At 41.0% G+C, this 26371-nt stretch carries 28 protein-coding genes; all 28 read right to left on the bottom strand.

Going from position 1 to position 26371, the window contains the following annotated elements; all coding sequences use genetic code 11:
• Positions 1–63 precede the first annotated feature (63 nt).
• The 28 genes from ACTFWY_RS07680 to phnC all read right to left on the bottom strand — a co-directional run bounded on the left by ACTFWY_RS07680 (position 64) and on the right by phnC (position 26350).
• The gene (locus ACTFWY_RS07680) at positions 64–918 is read right to left on the bottom strand and encodes a phosphate ABC transporter substrate-binding protein PstS (protein WP_003126216.1); all 855 of its coding nucleotides are present in this window, start codon (positions 916–918) and stop codon (positions 64–66) included.
• A gap of 410 nt (positions 919–1328) precedes the next feature.
• Positions 1329–2057, bottom strand: a complete 729-nt coding sequence (locus ACTFWY_RS07675) for an alpha/beta hydrolase (RefSeq protein ID WP_156247406.1) — start codon at positions 2055–2057, stop codon at positions 1329–1331.
• Between the two features lie 122 nt (positions 2058–2179).
• The gene (gene recN, locus ACTFWY_RS07670; RefSeq protein WP_103299678.1) at positions 2180–3850 is read right to left on the bottom strand and encodes a DNA repair protein RecN; all 1671 of its coding nucleotides are present in this window, start codon (positions 3848–3850) and stop codon (positions 2180–2182) included.
• A gap of 12 nt (positions 3851–3862) precedes the next feature.
• On the bottom strand, positions 3863–4312 hold the full coding sequence (argR, locus tag ACTFWY_RS07665; RefSeq protein ID WP_003126212.1) for an arginine repressor: 450 nt from the start codon (positions 4310–4312) through the stop codon (positions 3863–3865).
• Positions 4313–4405: 93 nt separating this feature from the next.
• Positions 4406–5236, bottom strand: coding sequence for a TlyA family RNA methyltransferase (locus ACTFWY_RS07660; RefSeq protein WP_171917332.1), 831 nt, complete (start codon positions 5234–5236; stop codon positions 4406–4408).
• Entirely contained in the window at positions 5236–6120 is an 885-nt protein-coding gene (locus tag ACTFWY_RS07655; RefSeq protein WP_171917420.1) for a polyprenyl synthetase family protein, read from the bottom strand. The genes ACTFWY_RS07660 and ACTFWY_RS07655 overlap by 1 nt, the downstream gene beginning before the upstream one ends.
• Before the next feature lie 8 nt (positions 6121–6128).
• Complete coding sequence (locus tag ACTFWY_RS07650; protein ID WP_003126209.1) at positions 6129–6347, bottom strand: exodeoxyribonuclease VII small subunit; 219 nt, start codon at positions 6345–6347, stop codon at positions 6129–6131.
• Positions 6328–7680: an exodeoxyribonuclease VII large subunit gene (gene xseA / locus ACTFWY_RS07645; RefSeq protein WP_113849573.1), complete on the bottom strand. Its 1353-nt coding sequence runs from the start codon at positions 7678–7680 to the stop codon at positions 6328–6330. Before xseA ends, ACTFWY_RS07650 begins: the two co-directional genes overlap by 20 nt.
• A 1-nt stretch (position 7681) precedes the next feature.
• Positions 7682–8533 (bottom strand): bifunctional methylenetetrahydrofolate dehydrogenase/methenyltetrahydrofolate cyclohydrolase, encoded by an 852-nt coding sequence (locus tag ACTFWY_RS07640; RefSeq protein WP_005471160.1) that lies wholly within the window; start codon positions 8531–8533, stop codon positions 7682–7684.
• A gap of 261 nt (positions 8534–8794) precedes the next feature.
• Positions 8795–10435 (bottom strand): peptide ABC transporter substrate-binding protein, encoded by a 1641-nt coding sequence (locus ACTFWY_RS07635; RefSeq protein ID WP_311828330.1) that lies wholly within the window; start codon positions 10433–10435, stop codon positions 8795–8797.
• A gap of 15 nt (positions 10436–10450) precedes the next feature.
• A complete protein-coding gene (locus ACTFWY_RS07630; protein WP_113849571.1) occupies positions 10451–10768 on the bottom strand; it encodes a cupin domain-containing protein in 318 nt (105 codons plus the stop codon).
• 254 nt (positions 10769–11022) lie between these two features.
• Positions 11023–11475, bottom strand: a complete 453-nt coding sequence (nusB, locus tag ACTFWY_RS07625; RefSeq protein ID WP_003126203.1) for a transcription antitermination factor NusB — start codon at positions 11473–11475, stop codon at positions 11023–11025.
• A complete protein-coding gene (locus ACTFWY_RS07620) occupies positions 11468–11893 on the bottom strand; it encodes an Asp23/Gls24 family envelope stress response protein (protein WP_003126202.1) in 426 nt (141 codons plus the stop codon). The genes nusB and ACTFWY_RS07620 overlap by 8 nt, the downstream gene beginning before the upstream one ends.
• Positions 11894–12095: 202 nt before the next feature.
• A complete protein-coding gene (locus ACTFWY_RS07615; protein WP_138372060.1) occupies positions 12096–13160 on the bottom strand; it encodes a M24 family metallopeptidase in 1065 nt (354 codons plus the stop codon).
• 108 nt (positions 13161–13268) lie between these two features.
• A complete protein-coding gene (locus ACTFWY_RS07610; RefSeq protein ID WP_311828328.1) occupies positions 13269–14327 on the bottom strand; it encodes an anti sigma factor C-terminal domain-containing protein in 1059 nt (352 codons plus the stop codon).
• Positions 14320–14832, bottom strand: coding sequence for an RNA polymerase sigma factor (locus tag ACTFWY_RS07605; protein ID WP_005471145.1), 513 nt, complete (start codon positions 14830–14832; stop codon positions 14320–14322). The genes ACTFWY_RS07610 and ACTFWY_RS07605 overlap by 8 nt, the downstream gene beginning before the upstream one ends.
• Before the next feature lie 80 nt (positions 14833–14912).
• On the bottom strand, positions 14913–15152 hold the full coding sequence (locus ACTFWY_RS07600; protein ID WP_005471142.1) for a GlsB/YeaQ/YmgE family stress response membrane protein: 240 nt from the start codon (positions 15150–15152) through the stop codon (positions 14913–14915).
• Positions 15153–15224: 72 nt separating this feature from the next.
• Complete coding sequence (locus ACTFWY_RS07595) at positions 15225–15590, bottom strand: DUF956 family protein (protein WP_005471141.1); 366 nt, start codon at positions 15588–15590, stop codon at positions 15225–15227.
• A 113-nt stretch (positions 15591–15703) separates the two neighbouring features.
• Entirely contained in the window at positions 15704–16615 is a 912-nt protein-coding gene (locus tag ACTFWY_RS07590) for a PTS system mannose/fructose/sorbose family transporter subunit IID (RefSeq protein WP_003126195.1), read from the bottom strand.
• 20 nt (positions 16616–16635) lie between these two features.
• The gene (locus ACTFWY_RS07585) at positions 16636–17439 is read right to left on the bottom strand and encodes a PTS mannose/fructose/sorbose transporter subunit IIC (RefSeq protein WP_003126194.1); all 804 of its coding nucleotides are present in this window, start codon (positions 17437–17439) and stop codon (positions 16636–16638) included.
• A gap of 29 nt (positions 17440–17468) precedes the next feature.
• Positions 17469–18458 (bottom strand): mannose/fructose/sorbose PTS transporter subunit IIB, encoded by a 990-nt coding sequence (locus tag ACTFWY_RS07580; RefSeq protein ID WP_003126193.1) that lies wholly within the window; start codon positions 18456–18458, stop codon positions 17469–17471.
• 70 nt (positions 18459–18528) lie between these two features.
• A complete protein-coding gene (locus ACTFWY_RS07575) occupies positions 18529–19023 on the bottom strand; it encodes a PTS system mannose/fructose/N-acetylgalactosamine-transporter subunit IIB (RefSeq protein ID WP_029486684.1) in 495 nt (164 codons plus the stop codon).
• A 227-nt stretch (positions 19024–19250) separates the two neighbouring features.
• Positions 19251–22076 (bottom strand): sigma-54-dependent transcriptional regulator, encoded by a 2826-nt coding sequence (locus ACTFWY_RS07570; RefSeq protein WP_005471136.1) that lies wholly within the window; start codon positions 22074–22076, stop codon positions 19251–19253.
• Positions 22077–22307: 231 nt separating this feature from the next.
• Complete coding sequence (locus ACTFWY_RS07565) at positions 22308–22844, bottom strand: GNAT family N-acetyltransferase (protein WP_113849568.1); 537 nt, start codon at positions 22842–22844, stop codon at positions 22308–22310.
• A gap of 96 nt (positions 22845–22940) precedes the next feature.
• On the bottom strand, positions 22941–23849 hold the full coding sequence (locus ACTFWY_RS07560; RefSeq protein WP_113849567.1) for a diacylglycerol/lipid kinase family protein: 909 nt from the start codon (positions 23847–23849) through the stop codon (positions 22941–22943).
• A gap of 151 nt (positions 23850–24000) precedes the next feature.
• On the bottom strand, positions 24001–24786 hold the full coding sequence (gene phnE, locus ACTFWY_RS07555) for a phosphonate ABC transporter, permease protein PhnE (protein ID WP_171917336.1): 786 nt from the start codon (positions 24784–24786) through the stop codon (positions 24001–24003).
• Positions 24783–25565, bottom strand: coding sequence for a phosphonate ABC transporter, permease protein PhnE (gene phnE, locus ACTFWY_RS07550; protein ID WP_081131634.1), 783 nt, complete (start codon positions 25563–25565; stop codon positions 24783–24785). The genes phnE (ACTFWY_RS07555) and phnE (ACTFWY_RS07550) overlap by 4 nt, the downstream gene beginning before the upstream one ends.
• The gene (gene phnC, locus ACTFWY_RS07545) at positions 25562–26350 is read right to left on the bottom strand and encodes a phosphonate ABC transporter ATP-binding protein (RefSeq protein ID WP_005471132.1); all 789 of its coding nucleotides are present in this window, start codon (positions 26348–26350) and stop codon (positions 25562–25564) included. Before phnC ends, phnE (ACTFWY_RS07550) begins: the two co-directional genes overlap by 4 nt.
• Positions 26351–26371: the final 21 nt, after the last annotated feature.

The following is a 26371-nucleotide window of genomic DNA, read 5'->3' as shown; positions in this document are numbered from 1 at the left end:
AACATCAATTTCTGTTAAACCTTTTGTAAATTTTTCGGCAACATTGTAAATTTTGTGTAAAGGTTACTTGATGACGTTTCCTTCCCAATCGCGTTCAACTTGCATTCTTGAAATAGGAATATAACCAAGATCCCCAACAATGTGCTCTTGAACTTCATCCGAAAGGATATACTCTAAGAATTCTGCTGTCAGTGCTGTAGGTTCTCCCTTCGTATACATGTGTTCATACGCCCAGACTTTCCAGTCATTTGTCGTCACATTTTCGTCTGTCGGTGCTACGCCATCAATAGAAAGAACATTGACATCATCCGTCACATAAGAGAATGCAACGTAACTGATAGCTCCCGGCGTATCCGAAACAATCGAACGGACCATTCCACTTGAATCTTGTTCTTGCGATGGGATTGCTGTTTCTCCATCCATGATCCATTTTTCAAAAGTTCCTCTTGTTCCGCTTCCTGCCGCACGGTTCAATAGAACGATTTTTTGATCATTCCCCCCTACTTCTTTCCAGTTGGTAATTTCGCCTAGAAAAATCTTTCGTAAATTTTCTGTAGAGATATCAGATACACCGACATTTTTATTTACAATAGGAGTGATTCCTACTACAGCTACTTTATGATCCACAAGTGCTTTAGCATCGATACCAGACTTTTCTTCTGCAAACAGATCTGAGTTGCCGATATCTACAGCACCTGCTTGAACTTGACTCAATCCTGTACCACTACCGCCACCTTGAACATTAATAAATCTGCCTGGGTTTTCATTTTGGAATTCTTCTGCCACAGTCTCTACTAACGGCTGTAATGCGGATGAGCCGACAGCGGTGATCGATTCCCCTTGATCGATCCATTTTGCACATCCTGATAATAGAATGACCAAGCCTAAAACTGGTCCCAAAAATTTCAATTTTTTCATGATAACGCTCCTTGTTCTCTCCAAAGTTAAATACAATTATTTCCATTTTACCATTTTATGAAATTGTTGAAAATTATTATTTGCTAATATTTCTCACTCCTGACAAAAATTTACTCCATTTCCTACAATCACTTACAGAAAATAACTAAAAGTAAAAAAGTAAAAATTTTTTTCAATTAGTAAAAAGAAGTATATTGTCAATTCTTACTGTGCTATACTGGATAAGAAAACAATTATTAAAAGAACATAATAACCTTTCTTGCTTCCCCAATCAAGAATAGCCCCAAATTATGTTCGACGTTTTCGTGATTTCATCAACATTTCCCCAAATGTATGTTGAATCAAAACAGCGGCAGAAGTGGTCATTTATGTACCAGCTTCTGCCGTCTTTTTTTGTCCAAAATAACGGATTATTGTGTTTTATCCAGGTTATCTAACCATTGTGTGAGTTTCTCAGCGATCTGTTGTTGTTGTTCCTCATTTGAAATCGCGGCAGCTCCGTCACCACGCTGTGAGCCGTAACTACCAAAACCAGCGTGATTGCCTCCTGAGATTGTTTCGAAAATAGCTGAATCCGGCAAATAGGTTTTTGCTGCTTGATAATTCCCTTGATTCAATACCTCGTCATTGCTAGCAGTGAGAGAAAGCACAGGCAAATTAGTCTCTGCTAAACTGCCTTTTTCATCTGGATAACTCGCTAAGAAAAAGACTCCCTTTAAGCCATTCTTTTGACTAGCGGCATAACGGCTTGCCATCACGCCACCCAATGAATGCCCGCCAATCACATAGCCATTATGTGGAAATTCGTTTAAAATATTCTCTGCTCGATTTCCCCCAAGGACCGCCATATCAAAGGGCATCTTGACGATTGCAACCGAGTATCCTTTTTCAGACACCTCTTTTGCCCAAATACTGTAACTTTCTGCATCTACTAGTGCTCCCGGATAAAAAACAACGAGTGGTTTTTCAGGGTCTCCAGAGAAATAAAGCGCATCTCGTTTCTCTTGCCCTTTTGAAAGAGCTGCTTGAGCGGCTTCACTTGCCGGATAGTGTAATTTTTGCCAGCCCAACCATCCACCTGCACCGATCAGCAGTAAACCGATCACTAGACCAAGTAGTATTTTTTGATATTTTTTCATTTTCCATCCTCCAAAATCAACAAAATGGAACCGCCTGAACCAAGCAGTCACTTCTTAACTAGTTTGAAGGGAGCGGCACTTGCGTTCGCGTTTCCATTTTGTGGGTAACTTCTTTCAAGCATTTACTGATGAGCCAAGGCTAACAATTCACGCGCATGCTCTACTGTCAGTTCTGTGATTTCTGCTCCTGATAACATACGAGCAATCTCAGTCACTCGTTCTTCATAGGATAACTGACGAACTCGAGTCTCCGTCCGTCCTTCTTGGATCGCTTTTTCAATAAAATATTGATAATCAGCTACTGCGGCTACTTGCGGCAAATGAGTGATACACAAGACTTGGGAATTCAACGCAATTTTTGAGATCTTTTCAGCAATTGCTTGCGCCACGCGGCCACTGACTCCGGTATCTACTTCGTCAAAAACAATACTCGTGATCCCTTGTTTCCGTGAAAAAATCGATTTCAATGCTAATAAGATACGAGACAGCTCACCACCAGATGCTACCCGAACCAACGGCTTCATGCCTTCCCCAGGATTGGTCGTGAGATAAAAAGCCACACTATCAAATCCAGTAGCTGTCAACTGCTTGCCATTTGCAAAGCGAACTTCAAACTGTGCATGTTCCATATAGAGGTCGTTCAATTCTTGCACAATTTCTTTTTCTAATCGATGTGCGATTTCTCGCCGCTTGACATGGAGTTGTTCAGCAAGAGCCCAAACAGCATCGGCCTTAGCTGTCAATTGCTCTTCTAACTGTTCCAGCTGGCCTTCAGTATAGGCAGATTCAGAGATCTCCTTACTAATTTCTTCATAATAAGCTAGGATGACGGAGATGGACTCGCCGTATTTGCGCTTCAATTGACGAATCGTTTCCAGTCGGTTGATAACTTCTTCTAGACGTCCTTCATCAAGTTCAAGGTTATCTAATTGTCGTGAAATATCAGAAGCAGCATCCTGCAACAAATAATAAGCGCTCTGGATCGTTTCAGTGATTTTTTCATAGGCTTGATCTAAGTGGGCGATAGATTGGATCTCGGACAGTGCCACACTTACACCGTCGACACTGCTCATTTCTTCTGAAGAGAGCGCACCATAACTTTGCCCCAGTGCATCGACGATTTTCTGATAGTTGGTTAACTTCTCACGTTCTTCGATCAGATTTTCTTCTTCGCCCTCGATTAATTCAGCCTGTGCGATTTCTTCTTGTTGGAATCGCAGCATATCCATCCGTTGAACATATAATTGTTCATTTTCCTGAATATTGCGAACCTGTTTTTCTAAATTGCGGTATTCCTGATAGGCATCCTGATAGTGCAACAGTTCTGCTTTGAAACCATCATCGCCAAACCCATCTACCAAGCTAAGATGCCTTTCCGGCTGTAATAACTCTTGATGTTCGTTTTGTCCTTGAATATCAACTAAAAAAAGACCAATCTTTCGCAGACTTGCCAAGGTGACCGTACGTCCATTGACACGACAGATTGTTTTTCCTGCTTGTGTGATATCCCGTTGGACGATCAGCACATCTTCTTGATCAATGCCTAATTCTTCTGTCAGTTCTTGAAACTCTGACTGCTGCGGCCATTCAAAAAGGCCTTCCAGTCGGCATTTCTCTGCTCCTTGACGCAAGTAGTCAGTAGATCCGCGTCCGCCGGCTAACAAGCCCATCGCATCAATAATGATTGATTTCCCGGCACCTGTTTCACCTGTCAAAGCTGTCATTCCTTCATGAAAAGAAAGGTGTAAGTGGGAAATAATTGCGAAATTTTGAATGGTCAACTCTAAAAGCATGGATTGCCTCCTCTACATAAATCGTTGAAAATCTTTAAACAAAGTTTCTGCATCTGCTTCTGTTTTAGTGATCATCAATACATTGTCATCATCATTTAAGGTACCAAACAGTTCCTTTGCATATTGTTTATCGATCAAATTTGCCAAAGCGGAAGCATTTCCCGGCAATGTGCGTAAAATAACGAATTTATCCATTCGATCAACAGAAACAAAGGCAGCTTTCAAAATCTTTTCTAATTTGGCAATGACATCTTCTGACGTTTCTTGAGGAATGCTGTAGCGGTAGCCACCTTTTTGTGAAGGGACTTTGACTAGCTTCATTTCTTTGATATCGCGGGAAATTGTCGCTTGTGTGACCGACACCCCTTTTTCCTGAAGCAATTCGACAAATTCTTCCTGTTTTTGAATATCTTGCTCACTAAGCAATCGTGTTATCAAACGATGACGCTCTTTTTTTCTCATCTCTCGTTCCTCCTGATTGAATTCCTACTAATTTTATCCTATTTTTAGACAGAAAGAAAGAGAGCCGGCATGTAAAATACCAGCTCTGCAAAATCAGTAAGTTTTTGGATGATGAAAGGTTTCATGTGCTTCAGCAACGATCTGAGGGACAGAGATTTCAGCTTTCCTTGTGCCATCACCATTCTGCACTTTCTGTAGATGAACCAAAAATTCAATGTTGCCTTCACCGCCCGTGATCGGTGAAAAACTAAGATCAAGAATATTAAAGCCATTCGATTGGGCAAAGTCCAAGATTTCTTCGAGAACCCTTTGATGGACTGCAGGATCACGAACAATGCCGTTTTTTCCGACAGATGCTTTCCCTGCTTCGAATTGGGGCTTGATCAGCGCTATGACTTCTCCTTGGTCTACGAGAATTTCATGTAACGGCGGCAAGATCAACTTCAAAGAGATAAATGACACATCGATGGTTGCTCTTTCTGGTAATCCTTCTAAAAAATCAGTAGGTTTGGCATAACGAAAATTCACACGTTCCATCACGACTACTCGCGGATCTTGACGTAGTTTCCACGCCAATTGATTGTAGCCAACGTCTAAGGCATAACTCATTTTTGCCCCATTCTGCAGAGCTGCATCAGTAAAGCCGCCGGTAGACGCACCAATATCCAGCAGAATTTGGTCTTTCACCACAAAGTCAAAAATTTTCAAAGCTTTTTCAAGTTTTAAGCCACCACGGGAGACATAAGGCAGCTTTTTGCCTTTGATTTGCAACTGTGTCTCCCCGCTGATTTTTTCACCTGGTTTGTCTAAACGTTCATTTTTCTCTGTGTAAACTAATCCAGCCATGACACCGCGTTTCGCTTGTTCTCTGGTTTCAAAAAGTCCTTGTTGGACCGCTAAAACATCTACTCGTTCTTTTTTCATTACTTTCCTCTAATCTCGAATTGTTTGACAACGGATGCGAGCAATCGTTGATCGAAATGACCATAACTGCTCAGTTCATCTAACACAGCATACGCTTGATTCAATTCATCCTTCAACGCTTCACTAGCGCCATCAAGTCCTAGCAAAGCCGGATAAGTACTTTTAGCTAGTGCATCATCTCGATGGACAATCTTGCCCAATACTTCTGTTGTACTGGTGACATCTAAAAGATCATCGCGGATTTGGAAGGCTAAGCCCATATGACGAGCAAATTGATCGAGCAGCTGGATAACTTCTTCTGTCTGATCCGCTAAAATACCACCTGCAATCACTGCAAAACGAATCAGTTCACCTGTTTTGCGTTCGTGAATGCTGATCAGCTCATCAAGTGTGAGTTGCTGATTTTCCCCTTGGATATCTGCTGCCTGTCCAGCCACCATCCCCGCTGTGCCTGCCGTATGACTAAGCTGCTGCAAAAGCAAAATTTTCTTATCTGGTTCAAGATCAGCTAACGATAACAACTGAAACGCAGCAGTCAATAGACCGTCCCCAGCAAGGATCGCTAGTGCTTCTCCATAGACTTTATGGTTTGTTGGTTTGCCTCGTCGCAAGGCGTCATCGTCCATCGCCGGCAAATCATCATGAATCAGTGAATAGGTATGAATCATCTCTAGGGCTGCTGCAGTCTGGTATACTCCCAACGTCATTGACTTATGGAAAGAAGCAACGGTCGCTGTCAACAGCAATGGACGAATTCGTTTACCGCCAGCATGAATGGAGTAGAGCATACTATCTTTCAACGTTTGATCACTTGTATGCTCTTCTAGAAATCGAACAATCACAGCTTCGATCTCCGAAAGATATTTTTCTTGAAATTGTTGCATGTTATCCATTAGTCTTCCTCATCAAAAAGAACTTCTTCATTGTTTTCAGTCATCATTTTTGTTAATGATTTTTCTGCTTTAGCCAATGTATCTTTGCACTGTTTGCTTAACACCATTCCCTTTTGAAAAGCGTCAAGAGCTTCTTCTAATGGTACATCCCCTTGTTCCAGCCGAGTAACGATTTGTTCTAATTCTTGTAATGATTCTTCAAATGTTGGATTTGCCATGATCTTCTCCTTCTGTTGCAATAACTTTAACAAGCGCTTGACCATCTTGATAATGGACGTTCAACTCATCACCAGCTTCAATATCTGCGATGGTTTTAACGACTTGCTCGTCTTTCGTCGTAAAACTGTAGCCTCGTCCCATGATTTTTAGAGGGCTCAAAAGATCTAACGATTGGAGAGCACTTAAAAATCGCTGTTCTTTTTTTTCAACGCTAAGTTGAATGGCTTTTTCTAGTCGTTGCGTTAAATAAGTAACTTCTTGTCCTGCAGCTGATAGCCGTGCCTTAGGTAGCTGTTGTTCCAAACGATGAATCAACTGACTGGCCACCTTCTCTTTATCATAGAGCTGTGTTTGCAACGATTGATTCATTCGTTGCTGCAACTGATCCAGCTTAATCGCTTGGGCCTCATATAAGCGCTCTGGTTGACGAAAAATATAAGAACCTATTGCCCGTTGGAAACGTTCTTGTTTCCGCTGGATTTGATACATAAATGCTTGTTCAAGCCTTGTTTGCTTCTCTTCGATCCGTAAAATTTCTTCTGAAAGAACTGGCACTGCTAATTCAGCAGCAGCAGTTGGTGTGGCTGCTCGTACATCAGCCACTAAATCAGCGATGGTGGTATCTGTCTCATGTCCCACAGAAGAAATGACTGGTGTCTCGGCAGCGAATATGGCACGTGCAACGCGTTCTTCATTAAATGGCCAGAGATCTTCGATAGAACCTCCGCCGCGGCCAATAATCATTGTATCGAAGGTGCCATCTGCTTCTACTCGCTGGATATTTTTTACTACATCATCTGCTGCCTTGTCTCCTTGGACTACGGTTGGAAACAAGACGATTTCGGCAATCGGATAGCGCCGCTGCGCAGTGGTGATAATATCCCGAATCACTGCGCCACTCGGGCTTGTAAGTACCGCGATTCGTTTTGGAAATCGTGGAAGGATTTTTTTTGGAGCTGAAAATAGCCCTTCTTCTGCTAATTTTTTCTTAAGTTGTTCGTAGGCTTGATACAACGCCCCCACTCCGTCAGGTTCCATGTGTTCAATGTACATCTGATAATTTCCGCTGGCCTCATAGAGTGAAATGCGGCCAACAGCCAACACTTTCATTCCTTCTTCCGGCTGAAATCGCAGCTTGTCAAAAGCTCCCTTGAACATGACTGTCGAAATTTTTGCGCCATCGTCTTTCAAGCTAAAATATTGATGGTTTGGCCGTCTGCGAAAATTGGAGATTTCTCCAGTCAAATAGACCCGTTCCAAGTAAGGATCAGCATCAAACTTGCGTTTCAAGTATTTGGTCAATGCGGTCACAGTTAAATATTGTTGTGCCATGTTATCTCTTTACAGTCTCCTTTGCCGCTGCTAAGGTTTGTGCCATCAGCATCGTGATCGTCATTGGTCCGACGCCTCGTGGAACTGGCGTGATATAGCTTGCGATAGGTTCAACTTCAGCAAATTTCACATCCCCAATCAATTTTCCTGCCTCATCACGATTCATTCCTACATCAATAACGACTGCTCCTTCTTTCACAAATTCTTTAGTTACAAAATGACCGCGTCCAATCGCAACCACTAAGATATCGGCTTGTCTAGCCAATGCTGGTAAATTCTGTGTTTTTGAATGTGCGATAGTGACGGTAGCATTTTTACCGAGAAGCAAATGTGCCATCGGTTTGCCTACGATATTGCTTCGGCCGATCACTAATGCATTTTTACCTTCAAGTGGAATATCATACGCTTCAAACATTTTCATAATACCGTAAGGGGTGCAAGGGATTCGATCGGGAACACCAGCAAACAATTTACCAAGGTTGATAGGATGGAAACCATCGACATCTTTTTCAGGTCGGATAGCTAGCAACACTTTCTCTTCATCGATTTGTTTTGGCAGTGGCAGCTGGACTAAGATACCATGAAAGTCTGGGTCCTGATTGTACTTGTCGATTTCACTAAGTAGTTCTTCTTCAGTTATCGACTCGGGATAATGTTCAACTTTAGATCGTATGCCGATTCTTGCCGCAGCCAGTTCTTTGTTTCGCACATACGTTTGACTTGCTTTATCTTCCCCTACCAGTAAAACAACTAAGCCGGGAACAATTCCTTGTTCTTTTAAAAGGGCGGTTTCTGCAGTAAGATCTGCTTGCATTTTTTCTGCTAATTCTTTTCCATTAATCAAAATACCCATCTTGACAACTCCTCTGACTTTTTTCTATTCTAGCATAGTTCGCTTTGAAGAAAAATGATTTCTGGTAGGAAAATCATAGTTTCCCATCTCTAGTATCATAGCATTTTCTCATTGCAACTGCTTAACCAAAGACTCACACAGAACAATAAAGGCAGCCTCTTTTGCAAAAGGACTGCCTAGTTTTCACTATTTATTTGTAGAAACCTAATCAATTCAAAACCCGTAGTTTTGATATAATGAGTCTGATTGATCAGCTATTCTTCACTCATTTTTCACAAGGTTTCTGAGAGTCATCGGTGCCGCAAAAGTGTGATAGTTTAATCCTGAGATTGAAGGATTTTGTAACACTGAGTTTTGATTTTGGCTGATAACGATCATACCGGCAGTTGTTTCCATCAGTTCTCTTTCGGCTGCAATCATCGTTTCCCATCGCTTGTTCTCATCAAGAGCATAGGTAGTGCTGGCATCATCCAATAAGCGGTCATAAACAGGATTCGAGTAATGGCGATTGTTTCCGCTATACATCATCTTAAGTGTAGAATAAGGATCTTGGTAATCGGGAGTCCAATAAATTAGGAACAAATCATAGTCGCTTTCACTAGCAAGATTCAACGCTGTTTCGGCTGGCAGCGAGCGCATATTGACCTTCAAACCAGTAAAGAGGTCCTCCAAACTCCATTGGATACTTTCACCCATTTTTTTGTAGGAACCATCATCAGTCGTTAACAGATCAAGCTCGATTTCATCGCCTAATTCTGCTTTTGCCTGTTCCCAATAGGCTAGCGCTTTTTCTTTATCATAGGCCATCAAATCACCAGCTTCCTCACGAAAGTCCACGCCAGTATCAGGATTAGCGACAAAGCCTTCTGTGATCGCGCCATTCAAGGGTTTGGATCCATCTGCCATAATATTATTGACAAGATTCTCTTTATCAATGGCCAATGCGAGAGCTTTTCGTAAATTTTCATTTTGTAAAGGTGTCGGTTGTCCCTTTCTTTCTTGATTTAACCGGATATAATTCATCGTTGCAGAAGGATAAGAGGCAAATTGGTCACTTGACTGCATTTGTTTGGCGATCTCTCCACTGATGATCGCGACATCCAACTGTCCATCTTCATAAAGATTTAGCGCGGTTGCAGATTCTTTTACCACATCATAATGGATCTCTTCTGCCAGAATAGCTTCTTGATCCCAATAAGATTCATTCTTGGCTAAATCCCAATTCATCTCAGTTTGCTGCCAGTTTTTTACAACAAATGGTCCATTATAAACAATTTTGTCGCTAGCTGTCCCATATTCCTGTCCAAATTTTTCGACAACCGATTGATTTTGAGGAAAGAAAATCGGAAAAACCATCAAGGAAGTAAAATACGGAGCTGGTTGTGTAAGACGGACTTCTAATGTATAGTCATCCTTTGCTTCAACACCTAGCGTATCCGCCGACTGATCGCCACGGGCAATTTCTTCCGCATTTTCGATCAACCCATTCATCAAGAAACTATACTGAAATGCATTTTCAGGATCAATCATCCGTTTCCAAGCATATTCAAAGTCATTCGCTGTCACCGGATCCCCATTGCTCCATTGTGCATTTTCGCGTAACCTAAAGCGATAAGTTTTGCCGTCAGACGAAATTTCCGGTAAATCAACTGCTACACCCGGCTGCACTTCATCCTTTTCATCCAATAGATATAAGCCTTCAAAAGTGGCTGTTTGAATAATTGCATCTGGGAAGTCCAACATGGCAGCCGGATCCAATGAAGTTAGCTCTGTCATAGACATTAGTCGAATCACTTGAGAGGCTGAATCTTCTTTCTGCTTTGTTGTTGTGCCTGCTGTACATCCAGTCAAAAATATCATTGCTACTATCAACCCCAACAATCTGTTAAATCCTTTTCTCATTCTTTTCCTCCTTTTTTATCGTTCCACCAAAAACCACACAACCTCAGCCGTTTCTGTGCCATCATTGTAGTTGATATGCCCTTCTCCGGCTTCGATCCATTGACAGTCTCCCGGATTTCCAGTGAGATCTGTTCCGTCTTCTAAAACTGTATGAGCGCTGCCTTTGATCACATAGGAAAATTCATCTTGTGTGTGACGTGCAAATCCCTCTAATGGTCTTTTCTCACCGGGAGCTAACCGAACCACTCCCATCTGAACCTTTCCGTTGGTTTGATTCAATGAATCAAATATCGTTTCAAATTCTTTCCCATTATCCACTGAAATAATTTTCATTTTTTTCTGACTCCTTTCAATTATTACTTTCAATTAAATCGTCAGAATATTCTAAAGTCAATACTTTTATTCAAAATATCGCTTTTATTTTTATTTTTCAGCTGTTTTTTTGAAAAAATTACTTTTATTAACACTTCTCTCTGTAAAAAGACTCAGTTTTTTTACCTCAACCAACTTAATAGCAACTATGGCATTGTATCGCAAATAACCAAAAAACAGCCTCAGCTTTTAGCTGAGGCTGTTTTGATTATAAACTAGTCATTCTTACTTTCAATTTCACTGTTCACATTAGATAAAATACCATTCACAAATTTTCTTGATTGGTCATCACTGAATGTTTTGGCTAATTCAATGGCTTCATTTAACGCGACTCGATTAGGAACATTGTCAACATACACCATTTCATATAATGCAATTCGTAAAATCGTTACATCCATTTTTGATAATCGTTGGATCTTCCAACCGGATTTTAAATGGGACTGGATCACTTCATCCAACGCTTCTTTGTACTGACATACCCCTGCTACAAGTTGATCCAAATACGCTGGAACGAAGTGTTCCTGTTCTTCATCAATCAGCTCATGGTGTTCCAACTCAATTGCATGCATGATCGCATCTTGTTTCGTTAAATCTTTATTAAAATCTAAAGGAAATAAGGCTTGCAGAGCCATTTTCCGAATCTCGTGACGTGATAATTCTTTACTCATTTTCTTCCTCGTCGTTTCCGAATAATTCTTCAATATCAGGTTGCTCAATCTTTTCTGGTACTACAGCTACCACATGGACATTGACTTCCGCTAAGTGAACATCTGTCATGAACAATACTTGCTGTTTCACTCGATCTTGAATTTCCATTGCTACTTTAGGCACTGAAACGCCATAGCTTAGATAGCAATAAAGATCAACCTTGATCCCAGTTTCATCGATTGTCAAGTAGACCCCTTTGCCATGCGCGGAGCGTCCAAGCAATTCAGTCACACTATTGGCTAATGTCCCCCGCATCCCATAGACACCTTCCACTTTAGATGCTGCGATACCAATAATGATCTCGATGACTTCTGGTGCGATCACGATTTCGCCTAATTCAGGACTTGCGTCTAAGACTAGATTTTTATCTTCATTCATAAGTTTTGCCTCCATTCTAAACTTCCACACATTGTTATCTATCCCTTCACGATATGTTTCGTCTCAATAAGTCATGACTTGGATAGACAGTTTCATTTGTATAGAGGTTTCTTCTCGCTCTAAGTTTATCATTTTCTGCACTGAGAATCTATAATAACCCACTATTCTCAATGAATTTTCTGAAATAAACGAGGATGTTGATTTACAAGATGATCAATTCTTTAGGAGAATGCGTCAAAACTTGATTACCAGTTTCTGTGATCAACAAATCATCTTCGATTCGAACGCCGCCGATACCTGGAAGATAAATTCCCGGTTCGTCTGTAATGACGTTGCCCGTAACAAATGCTTTGTCTGCTCGGAAAGAGACGTTTGGTCCTTCATGGATCTCTAGACCGATTCCGTGACCCGTTGAATGTCCGAAAGCTTCTCCATAGCCGAATGAAGCAATATGATCACGTGCGATTGCATCTAATTCAATTCCTGTCATGCCCGGTTTGGCTGCAGCTAAAACTTTTTCTTGAGCTTCAAGGACGATTTGATAAATTTCTTTTAATTTGTCTCCGGGATCACCTACGGCGAACGTCCGAGTCATATCAGAAACATATCCTTGATAGTAGCAACCAAAATCCAGAGTGATCAAATCTCCTTGTTCAATTACTTTTTCACTAGCTACCCCATGGGGCATAGCTGAACGTAATCCACTGGCAACGATTGTATCAAAAGAAACGCTTGTAGCGCCCAAAGAACGCATGAAAAAGTCAAGTTGATTGGCTACTTCTATTTCTGACATTCCGGGACGGATCATTTTCAAAATATGTTCAAATCCTTGATCCGCAATATGGCAAGCTTGTTGGATCAACGCGATTTCTGACTCATCTTTGACTTCCCGCAATGCTTCGATCATACCTGAAACAGGAGCCAATGAAGATTCTTCAATAATCTCCTCCAAGACCGAATAATCAGAAAAGCTGACGTAACTTTCTTCGAAAGCCAAAACATTGATCTCTTCTTTTTCGCAAATAGCCGCAACTTCTTCAAAAATCGGTCCGCTATTTTTTACGATTTCAAATCCTTGTGCTTGAGCAGCCGCTTGCTCTGTATAACGAAAATCAGTAACGAAAAAAGCTTTGTCCAATGTAATGACAGCTAAACCAGTCGTGCCGGTAAAATTGGTCAAATAACGCAAATTGTATGGGCTCGTGATCAAAAAACCATCAATGGCATCTTTTCTCATTGCTTCTCTTAATTTTTCAACTCTTAACATTCTTTCTCCCCACTTTCTTGTTCTGTATTATTATAGCAAACTTCCCAGAAAAGCGAAAAGAATGAAAAAAATTTATACAAAAAAAGACAGATTGCTTTTTGACATTCTTTAATCCTCGTTAATCTGGTCTATCAAAGAAAACAAATTCGTCTCCATCACACGCGCTGTTAAAATGTTTTCACCGTCTTCTAGAAGGGTAATCAGTGCATCTACGGACATGCGTGCTGAAATTCCATAGGTTTGTACACCGTTTTTTTGAATGTAGGTCAACGCTGTTTCAATTTGTTCAACAGATAAAATATCACGCGCGTCATTCGATTCCAAGGCTAAAAAGTCTTTCTGGGTTAGTAAGTATTTCAACATCGATTCAAAATGCGCAGCGGATTGTTCTGTTTCTGAATAGTCTGATTGTTGTTTGCTAGTTGCTTCAGATAAATCCAGAAAAGGAAAGTCTTTTAAAAAACTCTCTTCAAGTGTCTTTTCTTCTGGGACTACACGAGAAAAATTATTGGAAAACCCAAGCGGCTGAAAATCTTGATTTCCAGTTGCCCCCCCTGTTCGAACAGCTGTCCAGAGAATTTCTCCTTTGGGTATTTGATACATCTGCCAGTCTCTCAATTCTTCCAAAGATAAGTCTTTCTCAAAAATTAATGTGGTAATCAACGAAGTGCTTTTGGGCAATTTTTTTAAATTGTTCAAAAGGTTCTGCTTCATTGTCTGATTCTCAGAGAATTCAAGACTCGATGAATCTCGCATTCGTGATTCAAAAAGAAAATCTTTTTTTTGCGAATTAGAGAGATAATTCTTCAGCAAGTGATTTTTATCGATCGTTACTGTCTGAATCGTAGAATGATTCTGATCGAGATTTTGATAAACTTCTGTCACCTCATAACTGCCAAAACCTAATGAACGTATTTCATACTTCGATAGAAAATGATTTTGCGTCGTTAACTCGTTATTGATTTGACGATTCATGATGTAACTATCTTGATTTACTTGTAGGCTACTTTGCCGAGGATCATAGAAAAAGAGGTCAACAAATTTTGGCATTACAAGTAAAACTGCAATTGTCAGTACAACAGCTGCAAAAAGAAAGAAAATCCCTCGTTTGTAACGTTGTTGTTTGATTTTCCTTTGCAATTGTTCAAAGTGAAATGGTTCATTCATTTGTTAATTCCTCCTTAAGTAATTGTCTTCCTCGATACAAACGATTCTTCGCTTGCGTGTAGCTCCATTCTTTATACGTTGCAATTTCCTCAATTCGCCACTCCAAAAAATAGTATAGTAAAATCACTTCTCGCGTATCTTTAGGTAATTTCTCAATACTGCGATACAATGCTCTTTTTCTCTCTTGTCCTATTATTTCTTCCAATGGGGTAGACAACTGTTGGCTTTCTGCTTGAAAAACGTGTGAAGGAAACTTTCGCCATCGATGTGCCACCGTTTGTTTACGCGTCCAGTCAATGAAGCGATTTTTGATTATTTTTAGTAAAAAATAGTTGATTTGCTTTTCGTTTAGCTCATCGAGAGATTCCGCTATGACGAGAAACGCCTCACTGACTAAATCTTGGGCCTGCTCTTTATTTTTTGTAAAATAAAACGCATACAAATAACAGTCTTGCGAGTAATCTTTATATATTTTTGCTAACAGTTCATCTCCCAACTCAGTCACCCCTCCATACCTACTATACGAACTCACAGAGAAAAAGTCACAAAAAAAAAGCCATTCATTAAAAAATGAATGGCTGTAAGTTATTTTCTACGTCCCAAGAAGAACGAAACAACAGCGACAAAAATGACCGCTCCGATAATGGCAGGAACAATTGCCATTCCAGCAATCTGTGGTCCCCATGTTCCAAATAGTGCTTGACCAATCGATGCCCCAACTAGCCCGGCTACGATATCAAAGATACAACCGCGTTTCTCACCAGCGATTGCGCCTCCGATTGATCCGATGACCGCACCTACGATCAATGTCCATAAAAAATGCATAATACCCCTCCTAAACTTTCTAATAAAAGGGTACCACATCAATTATGGTTTGAACAAAAATATGCCTGCATGTTATTTTCTGCGAGTGAACGCCCGCTTTAGCACATCGAAAAAGCCAAGAGAATGAACCATATGATCCGGATCAACATAGACGCGAATCGCCCGCAAAACTTTCTTGGGCTCTTTCGAAGAAAAAGTATAGGTGCCATTTTTTTTCGTCCGAATAGCGTACCTTGGGATCCAACGACCTTTGAACATGACAGAGGCAATCACGTAATCTACATCTTCCCAAGGAATCTGGATAAACTTCCGCTGGTCACGGTCGTTGTAAAATTCAAAAGCCTTGTCGCCGATCATAATTTTGCCATATTCGTTGATACCCAAAAATGAGGTCGCATCGATCGTCAAATCAACTTTGGTGTTCAGGGATTGTACCATAATTTGTTTGCTCCATTTCTACGTCTTATTGTTTCTTATTATACTTGTTCTGATGATTTTTGGCGAATAGATAAAAAGTGCTTGGGTTTCCCCAAGCACTTTTAGTTGAAAGATTAGAACAATCCGATCAAGTGTCCACCGATACCGACTAAGAACAAACCGATAATGATGATGATTGGAGAAACTTTTTTCTTCAATAACCACATACATAACAAAGTAAGTAATAGTGCAGCCAACCCAGGAATCAATTGATCCAAGTTGTTTTGCAAGGTTGTTACTTTCGTATCTGTTAATGCACGGCCTTCAGCGACTTGTTGGAATGCTTGTTGTAACCCTTCTGGACCTGATGGCAATTTTGCCCAATCCACATATGCTCCTTCATCAAGAGGGACACGAGATACAACTGGTGCAAATGAAATTGATACCCAACGTTGAACAAGCGATCCTAATACGAACATCCCTAGGATTGAAGCACCTTTTGTTACGTCTTGCAGCAAACCACCTGAAAGGTCATCTGTGATTTTTGATCCGGCACGGTAGCCAAATTCTTGTGTATACCACATAAATGCCCAACGAATGATATTCCAAGCCAAGAAGAAGATGATTGGGCCTAAGATGTTTCCTCCTAACGCTAGAGAAGCACCTAGAGCTCCTAACATCGGACGAACAGTAAACCAGAATACAGGGTCACCGACACCAGCCAAAGGACCCATCATACCAACTTTTACCCCTTGGATCGCTACATCATCGACAGCGGCTCCATTGGCACGTTCTTCTTCCAATGCTAAAGTTACCCCTAGAATTGGTGAAGCAATATATGGGTGAGTGTTAAAGAATTCCAAATGACGCTTCAAAGCAGCGGCACGGTCTTCTTTTGTTTTGTATAATTTTTTGATTGCTGGAATCATTGAGAATGCCCAACCACCATTTTGCATACGTTCATAGTTCCATGAACCTTGAATGAAGGTAGAGCGCCATGCTACGGCTAAACGATCTTTTTTACTTAATTGAATTTTTTCTGCCATTTTTTTCTCCTCCTTCGATTCTAATAGTCATTCAAGATATCGCCTAGAGGGTCGCCAGTGTTGCTGCCGCCGCCTCCATTTGATGATCCGCCCATTTTGGTGATGTTCAAGTAAATCAATGCAATAGCTACTGCCAATGCACCGATCGCAATCAATGTCAATTCAGAAATCGCTGCAATCACAAAACCAATGATGAAGAATGGCCATACTTCACGAGTTGCCATCATGTTGATAACCATTGCGTAACCTACGGCAACAACCATACCACCACCGATAGCCATACCATCTGTTAACCAAGCTGGCATAGATTCTAGGAAGTTTTGAACAGTTGCAGCTGGAATTGCTAGCAATGCTGCTGCTGGAATCGCAATACGGATCCCTTGCATACATACGGCAATCACATGCCACATTTCGATTTTGCGGATATTACCTTCTTCAGCAGCTGCATCCATAAAGTGAACGATTGGTACAGCTAATGTACGTACGATCATTGTTAAGAACAAACCAGCTACAGCCAAAGGAATCGCAACGGCAATGGCTGTGTCAACACCGCCACGTCCTTGTCCACCTAAAACTAAAATAATTGCAGATGCAACAGATGCCAATGCAGCATCCGGTGCGACAGCGGCACCAATGTTTGCCCAACCTAACGCGATCATTTGTAATGATCCACCTAAAATAATACATGCTTCTAAGTTACCGGTCACTAGACCGATCAATGTACATGCCACTAGCGGTTGGTGGAATTGGAATTCATCCAAGATCCCTTCCATACCAGCTAAAAAGGCAACGACTACTACTAATACCATAGATATAATAGACATGATAGACCTCCTATTTAGTTGTATACTTTTTACTTGTTCGACAATTCGTTTTTCGCTTTACGCAAAATTTCATCCATGTTGTCGCGTGAATCGTTTGGTACTTTACGCACATCAAATTTGATGCCCCGTGATTTTAGTTCTTCGAACGTTTCAACGTCTTCAGTACCCATAGACAATACTTTACTTACAACAACTTTTCCGACTGAGTGAGCCATTGAACCAACGTTGACTTCTTGAATGTCTACGCCGCCTTCTACTACTCGCAATACATCTTCTGGATTTTCAAACAATAGCAATGCTTTCGTATTACCAAAACGAGGGTCTTTTGACACTTCGATCATTTTTTCTACTGGAATAACATTGGCTTTTACTCCTGGAGGAGCTGCTTGTTCGATCAATTTTTTACGCAAGTCGTCTTTTGCAACTGCATCTGATACTACGATGATCCGTGATGGATTCACTGATTTTGTCCATGCTGTAGCTACTTGTCCGTGAAGCAAACGAGAGTCAACACGAGCCAATACAATTTTGATCTTGCCATCGCCCAGTACAGTACCTGGAGGAAGTGATCCTTTAGGTTGATCGTCAGCCACAACTGGAGCAGCAGCTTCTGCCGGTTCAAGTTCTTCTGGTTTCACCTTGACCCCTTCTTTAGCTGTTTCAATGATATGTGCAGCAATCTCATGTGCTGTATTCATTGAAAAACGTGAAGCGTAAGCCTCGATGACCATTGGTAAATTCATACCAGCTACGATTGCCCATTTGTCTTTGTGGTCTTCAAACAAGCTGTTTGCTTGGTTGAAAGGTGTACCGCCCCAAAGATCAACTAAGAATAACACTTCTTCTTGATCGTCGAATGTGGCGATTGCTTCTTGCATTTTTGCTTTGATATCATCTGGGCCTTCACTTGGCATCAATGTTACAGCTTTAACATTTTCTTGTTCGCCGAAAATCATTGAACCAGATTGCAAAATGCCGTTTGCAAATTCTCCATGACTTGCTAGGATAATTCCTACCATCTTTTTACCTCCTATTTCAAAATTGATAAATGTGACACTTAAATGAAAGAAAAAAAGCAACGACGAAAAATCAAGTGTGACTACCCTCTTTTTCCAAAATATCCATCAAATAGATTTTACGATCAGCAGGCACTTTTCGAATCTCGACTTCAATGCCCTGTTTCTGCAAATAAAGCAGTGATTCGAGGTCTTGATCATTGACAGAAACAAAATTAGTGATCATCCGCTTTCCTATCGAAAAGCTCATTCCTCCAATATTGATTGAATGAATCGGTAATCCGCCTTTGACTAGTGTGACAACATCTTGAGGATTGGTAAATAATAACATGACTTTTTGGGTATCAAATAATGCGTTATGTGCAACCTCAAGCATTTTCGCCACTGTGACGACATTGGATTTGATTCCTGGCGGAGCGGCTTCTTTCAAAAGAAATTTGCGAAGCTGATCATTTGCGACTTCGTCACTGACAACGATGATTCGGTTAATACCAGTCATTTTCGACCAGGCTGTTGCTACTTGACCATGAATCAAACGATCATCGATCCGAGCAAGACGTATATCCATTCCCATCGTAAAAACCTCCTACATCCATCGATCCGCTGGCTATTTGTGGATCCCTTACTTTTTTCATTCACCTCCTGTATCCACTTATATAGAAGCAAGAAGCGTGCCAACTTTTATACAATACACTAATCTTTGGAAAGGCTTAAGAATCGGCCTCTTGATGATACACTAAAAAAGATACACTGAAAAACAGTGTATCTTTTTTAGTGTATTCTATTCTTAATGTATTATTGATCAGCCAAAACCGTTTTTTCTTGATGATTTTTAATCAACTCTGCTAAGTAATATTCTTCGCTTTCTGGTATTTCTACATTTAACAAGCGCGAGAACGAGCGAACATGGATGTGAAGTTTTTTGTACATCGGCTCTTGCTTCAGTTCAGAAACAAGGGGTTCATCGACAGTTAAAGGTTGCTTTAATACGATCCGTTCGATCATTCCAGCAGAGTGGAGCACAAAATTGATTTGAAACCCTGGTATTGCATCCGTCAATTCTAAATCATTGATCAATTGATGGCCAAATTGCCACAATGGCTCGATAACTTTTCGCGGATTGACAAAAGTCAGGTTTTGCTCCATATATTTAAAACAAATTTCTTCTGCTTGTTCTTCACCAAGTTCAACATCTTGTTCAAAACTCAGATCATTCTCTAACAAAATTTCTTCCAACAATTGATCTACATCTTGATCAATGAATCGTTCCAGAGAAATAAAAGGCGCATCGATTTTAGGATCTATGATCCCTGTCGTGGCGATCAGTTGATACTGTCTTTGTATGGGTTCTAACTCAGTCTTTAAATCAGCCACTGAAAGTGTCACAACCTCTACATTCTGATTTTGACGTTTCGAGAGGGAACTTTGAATTAGTTCTTTGATCCTCTGAGCCGTTCCTTTACCCGAGGCACAGATAGCTAAGATGGCTTTGCGATGATGATTGCTTAAGTGTCCCTCTGGCTGTTCAACGGAACCATAGCCGCGAAATTTTCTAAGCGATTCGTACAAACTATCGATGTCCGTGCCGATAACTGATGCTTTTCGGACTGTTTCCAAAACGATTGATGTCGTCACCATATCGACAGTCCGTACAATCACACCTGTTTCCCTCTGAATCTCATTGTTGAAGGTAGCCAAAGATCCCATGTCTACTAATAAAATCACGCCGCTACCATCATTAACTGCTTGAACACTTTCTTCGATCTTTTTCAATGCAACGGTAGGCGGCATGTCCAAAGGCATGTCTACTGCTGCCACTTGATCCACTTCTAAAAGTTGTTGAACCACTTGAACCATACTGCTTGCCGTGCTATTCCCATGGGCTGCTACAACTACACCAATTTTTCCAGAGGAATGGGCAGTCCGCAAAGATACGAGTAAAACAGCCAAATAATAGGTTTCACTTTCAGGAATCGATACTTTGAAACTATCACCAATAAATGTACGAATTTCTTTAGCAACTTCAAACTCTTTCGGATAGTCGGCGACCATTTGACGAATATTGTCATTGGTATGCCGTTCTTCTCCCAGATGAATTTTTTTCAAAAAAGAACTAATGTGTAAGCTCATCGCATACACAAAATTTTGCTGAAATTCATAGTTCAGCCTTGTGCGTACCAGATCATAAATACGATTTGTCACTGTGATCACTTTTTGATCCACAAACTCGCTCAATTTGTTTTCTGAATTGAAAGAAAAGCCGTGATCTTTGTAAAATGATTTCAAATGAACATTGATATCTGTAGATATGAAATGATTGATGGCTTCTTGATCCAGCCCATCCGCTTTTAATAAAGCAGCTTTATCGCCGATAATATCGTAAAGATTATACGGTAATTCATAAGAATCGGATTGAATATTATTAAGATTTTGGTTTGGTTGAACACGCACAGTCGGCTCAAGAATTTTGGACAGCTCAGCTAACTCATCTCGGCGATTCCCCAAGACCATTAATCCTGAGCGGATTCCTTCGGGAAGTTCGTCCAAATCAATCTCGATTTCATCTTGTTGCATATGATTCAAGAACCCTCGTGCACAGACCAACTGAACGTTGGACTTCAATTGACCAATATTTCCGAAGCTGACACTGCCAATCAACGCTTTAACGACATCTTCAGTCAATGTGATCGTGCGTTGGATTCGTGTTGCTTCTTGTCCTACAAGTACCCGAACAAGATCCACTTTTTCTGAGGCAGGTCGTTTTTCAAAAAACGGCAGTTGGATATTGATCGGAATTCTCCGAGTAAAAGTGTCCAACAATGTCGAATTGGGATCCTCAGTAGTTGCTCCGACGATGCGAACATTGGCTTGATGATTTTTACCAGTCTCACCTAATCGACTAAAGGTTCCATGATCCATAAAGTAAAAAATCATTTCTTGTCCTTCAGGCGGCAATCGATGTATTTCATCTAGAAATAGCATACTTTCATCCGCCTGATCAATGATTCCGGTTTTCTCCTGATCCGCTCCGGTAAAAGCACCGCGAACATAACCGAACAAATGGCTCATAAGCAACTCTGGATTATTGGCATAATCGGCACAGTTGAAAACGATCAACTCTTTTTCCTCTTCGATCACCTGATTGCTTTTCGCAAACTGAAACATGGCGTGAGCAAAATACGTCTTCCCTGAACCTGTTGGTCCAGTGATCAAACAATTCAGCCCCTTAGGAGGATACAGAATTGCCGCTTTGGCTTGTTCGACAGCATTTTTCATGCTGCCGTTCACACCAATGATCGTTGAAAAAATATCACGGTTTCCCAATTTGACATCCACTCGCTGCGGCGTAGCTTTCTCTCTTTGGGGGCGGTTCTCTTTATAACTTGGAACATATTTCTCAGGCCCAGACCGTGCATCTTGAGCTACCCAATACCTCACTGGCCGGGTATCACTCTTTTGAACGCGGCCTTCTTTGACAAGTTGATTCAAATCTTTGCTGGCATTGCTTCGTTGGATCATCAATTGATCAGCGACCTCTGATGTCGTCGTTCCCTTTTCATTCAAGCCATTTTCTGTATTTTCCAATAAAAATTGATAAATACGCTCAATCCGTTTCCCCAACAGCTCCGCCTCCTTGAAAGTTTTATCCTTGAATACTTTAATGGGTTTGAATAAAAATTGCAAATCCTTTCTGAATACTTTCCCTACTCAAACCAGCCAATAACCTAGCCACCCTTAAACACACACCTTGAAAAATCTTGCAGCTTACAGCACTAACCATTTTTTCATAGCACCTTTTGATTAACTTAAGAATAAAGCATTTAGCAAAAAAAAGACAATCTAATGCTATGATTATTGTGTCAATGGGTAGGGAATAAATTTTGGCACGTCACCATCAAACTGCTGCAACTCTTTTTGCATCCATAAAACATCGTGCCACTGCTCAAACTTATAGCCAATTTGTGGGAAACATGCAACTTCTTTGTAACCAAATTTTTGATGGAACCTCACACTGCTTTCATTCCCAGCCGTGATACAAGCGGTCAAATTTACGATATTTTGTTTTTTCAACTCTGACTCCAAATGATGATAAAGCATCGTTCCTATCCCTTTTGCTTTTACTTCTCGATCGATGTAAACCGTCACTTCCGCCGTCCAGTCATAGGCAGCTCGTGTTTTGTAAGCGGTGGCATAAGCATAGCCAAGAATGACACCATTTTCTTCAGCAATCAAGTATGGATAACGCTGAAGTGTTTGAGTGATCCGGTGCGCAAACTCTTCCTCAGTTGGTATCTCCGTTTCAAAAGTAATAGCCGTATGATCTACATAAGGCGCATAAATTTTTAACAATGATTTGGTATCTGCAACAGCAGCCTTTCGAATGTTCATATATTCCCTTCTTTCTTCAAATTTTTATCAGTATACCTTTCTAATAAAAAAAAGACAATCCTTGTCTAAAAACAAGGATTATCTTTACCCACTAGCTTATGCTTGATTTTTTTCTTGCCCGCAAAACACAGTAATATGTTGTGGTAATACTTGGATCTCAACCGGCAGACTTGGACCAGGGTCTCCATCGACATTGGTTTCGATCGTTGTATCATCCAGTAGTTTGATCTGCGCTTTTTCAAACGTTAGATATCCAAGGGATTCGTTGGATTCCGTCACTCCTTTTAGCAGTTCGGGAATACTCTTGATGGTTTCCCAAAGATTGCTGTCTTTAATGTAGATAAGATGCAATTTCCCATCATTCGTACTCGCTTCTGGTAACAGCGATTCAAAACCACCGATCGTATTCGACGATCCTACGATCAGTGTGCTGCTTTCAATTTTGGTTTCTGTTGCTTCCTGACCACTAGTGATAATTTCAAATTGATGACTTTCATTTTTGCGTACTTCCCGCAACCCGGAAAGGAAATAAGCCATTTTTCCAAGTTTCGTTTTTTCTTCAACTTCAACATTGTTGATAGCTGCTGGAATGATGCCGATCGCCACTACATTCATGAAATAATCGTCATTGATTTTCCCAATATCGATTTTGCGAGAATGTTTCAACGAAAATGATTCGATTGCTTCTTTAGGATCAAGAGGAATGGCCAATGCACGAGCCAAATCATTGACTGTACCTAGAGGGAAAAAGCCAAAACGCGGACGCTCCTCATGACTAGCAATTCCGCTGATCGCCTCATTAACTGTACCATCACCTCCCATTGCAAACACGCTATCCACGGAGCCGACAGCTTCAGATGCGAACCGCTCGGCATCACCCGCTTTTTCTGTGTGTGCAACAGCCACTTCATCAAATAGTTCCTGCAATTTTTTTGTTGCTAATTCCTCGTATTCTGCAGCTTTTTCGCCTCCTGAACTAGGATTGACGATCAATAGTGCTTTCATCTCCTCTGCCTCCTTAATGCTACTTCGTTTCACATTTTAGTATAACAAAGAGCCACCAGATTTGTCTTTTTTGCAAACCACCGCGAATAACTCTGACCGAATCTCCAATTGAATCGAATAGGGCTGTGTGTAATTGCCGTATTTCTTATTCTTAGACCAATCGTTTGCGTAAACGCCCCGAAATAAAATCAATACAGGTAACTGTCAAAATAATACCAAGCAAAATGATGCCCACACGACTCCAAGATCGTGCATTGATAGCAAAAATCATCGGTGTACCAATCCCTCCTGCTCCCACTATTCCCAGAATCGATGCAGAGCGAACAGCTAATTCAAAACGATATAAAGTAAACGACAAAAATTCTGGAATCAACTGCGGTAAAGTCGCAAATCCTAAAACCGCCCAGCGATTTCCGCCAGCACTCACAACAGATTCAGAAGGTCCCTGATCCATATTTTCGATCGCTTCACTATATAACTTGGCCAACATACCTATGGAATGGACACTGACGGCTAAAACGCCCGCAAAAGATCCTGGACCAACAGTTTTAATAAACATGATGGCTAGAACAATCTCAGGAAACGTGCGAATCGCTGTTAAGACGACTTTTCCTGTGCTCGACAAGAATCTAGGTGTATTTTTGCTTCGAGCTGCCCAAAACGCAAAAGGAATACTTAATAAAGAAGAAATAAATGTACCAACAAAAGCGATGGCTACCGTTTCAATCATTAAACTGAACAAATCTTCGCCATCCCCGGTATAGACATAACTCCAATCTGGATGGATCAATCCGTAGAAAATTGCCCCTAAGATTTGACCAACGTTTTCTTTGATAGCAGCTAAGGGGATTCCTGCAAATGCCCAAATATAAATAGCAACCAGAACGAGCACGAAAAGCCATTTTCTTTTTTTCTGGGGTTCCGTTGGCAACATCATAGCAATCGCTCCCTTACTCTATTACTGATGGTATCTATAAGAAGAACAACGATAAAAATCGCCAAAACGATAATTGCCGTTTGGTCGTAGCGAAATTGACTCAATGATCGTTGCAAAAAGACACCGATTCCTCCCGCGCCGATATACCCTAAGATCGTTGAGGCGCGAACATTGATCTCAAAGGCGTACAAAAGATAACTTAAAAAATGACTCGTTACCTGCGGAAGTACTGCGTAACGGATAATCGCCAGTTTTGATCCCCCTGAAGCGGTGACAGCCTCGATCGGTCCCGCATCAATTGTTTCGATCGACTCATAAAATAATTTCGTGATCATCCCAAAAGAAAAGATGGAAATTGAAATCACACCAGCTACCGGACCAATACCGACAACTGCTACGAACAGCGCCGCCAACATCAAATCAGGAATCGTTCGCACGATATTCAAAAGAAAGCGAAAAATCCCCGATAGCCAAGGAATTGTTAGGATATTTCTGGCTGCCAGCAAAGAAAAAGGCAAAGCAATGAGCGCCCCAAACGTTGTTCCGACAATTGCCATTTGAATGGTTTGAAGAAGAGGCTCCACAATGATCGTACTATACGACCAATCTGGTCGCAGCATTTTTATCAGTATCACGTTCATTTGATCCGCATTTTCAAAAAAACGGCGAAGATCGACTCCCGTAATCGATCCACTCAAAATCAAAACGAGCAAAAAAAGCACCAACCAAAGAATATTCTTCCATAGTCCGCTTCGTTTAGGCAACAATTGAGTGGTCATTTTTCTGTGCCTCCTTGTTCTTCGATAATCTCACTGCCGTAGATTTCTTTTAATTTTCGGTCAGTGGCTTCGCTAACTGGTCCATCAAAAACAAGGCAACCATCACGTAACCCAATGATCCGTGTACCATACTCTCGCGCTAATTGCACGGAATGCAAATTGACAACGATCGTAATACCTAACTCTTGATTGATCCGCTTTAAATCACTCATGACCTTCTCCGTTGTCATAGGATCCAGAGAAGCTACCGGCTCATCCGCTAAAATGATTTTTGGTTCCTGAGTCAATGCCCGTGCAATCGAGACCCGTTGTTGCTGCCCACCAGACAATTGATCGGCTCTTGAATAAACTTTTTCGGCTAGATTCACTCTTTGTAGCGATTGATAAGCTAGTTCCTTATCCGCTTGCGGAAACAATCCCAAAAGCATCTGAAGAGTGGGGTGATAAGCGACTCTTCCAGTGAGAACATTCCTTAAGACACTCGAACGTTTTACCAAATTGAAGCTTTGGAAAATCATGCCAATGTCTCGGCGAATCAAACGTAATTCTTTGCCCTTTGCCTTTGTAATGGAGCGATTATCGATCAAAATTTCGCCACTGGTGATTTCGTGCAAGCGGTTGATGGAACGCAGCATGGTTGATTTCCCCGCACCAGACAACCCAACAACGATCACAAACTCCCCTTGATCGATGTCAATATTCAAATCTTTTAACCCCAGCACACCGTTTGGATATTCTTTTGTCACATTTCTAAACGAAATGATCTTTTTATTTGCTAACGCCATGGTTCTCCTACTTTCTCTCAT

Source organism: Enterococcus sp. 125944 (genome assembly GCF_051909435.1).
Classification (GTDB): domain Bacteria; phylum Bacillota; class Bacilli; order Lactobacillales; family Enterococcaceae; genus Enterococcus_D; species Enterococcus_D gallinarum.
Note: the sequence above shows the minus strand (reverse complement) of the source record. Positions and strands in the feature narration are given on the sequence as shown.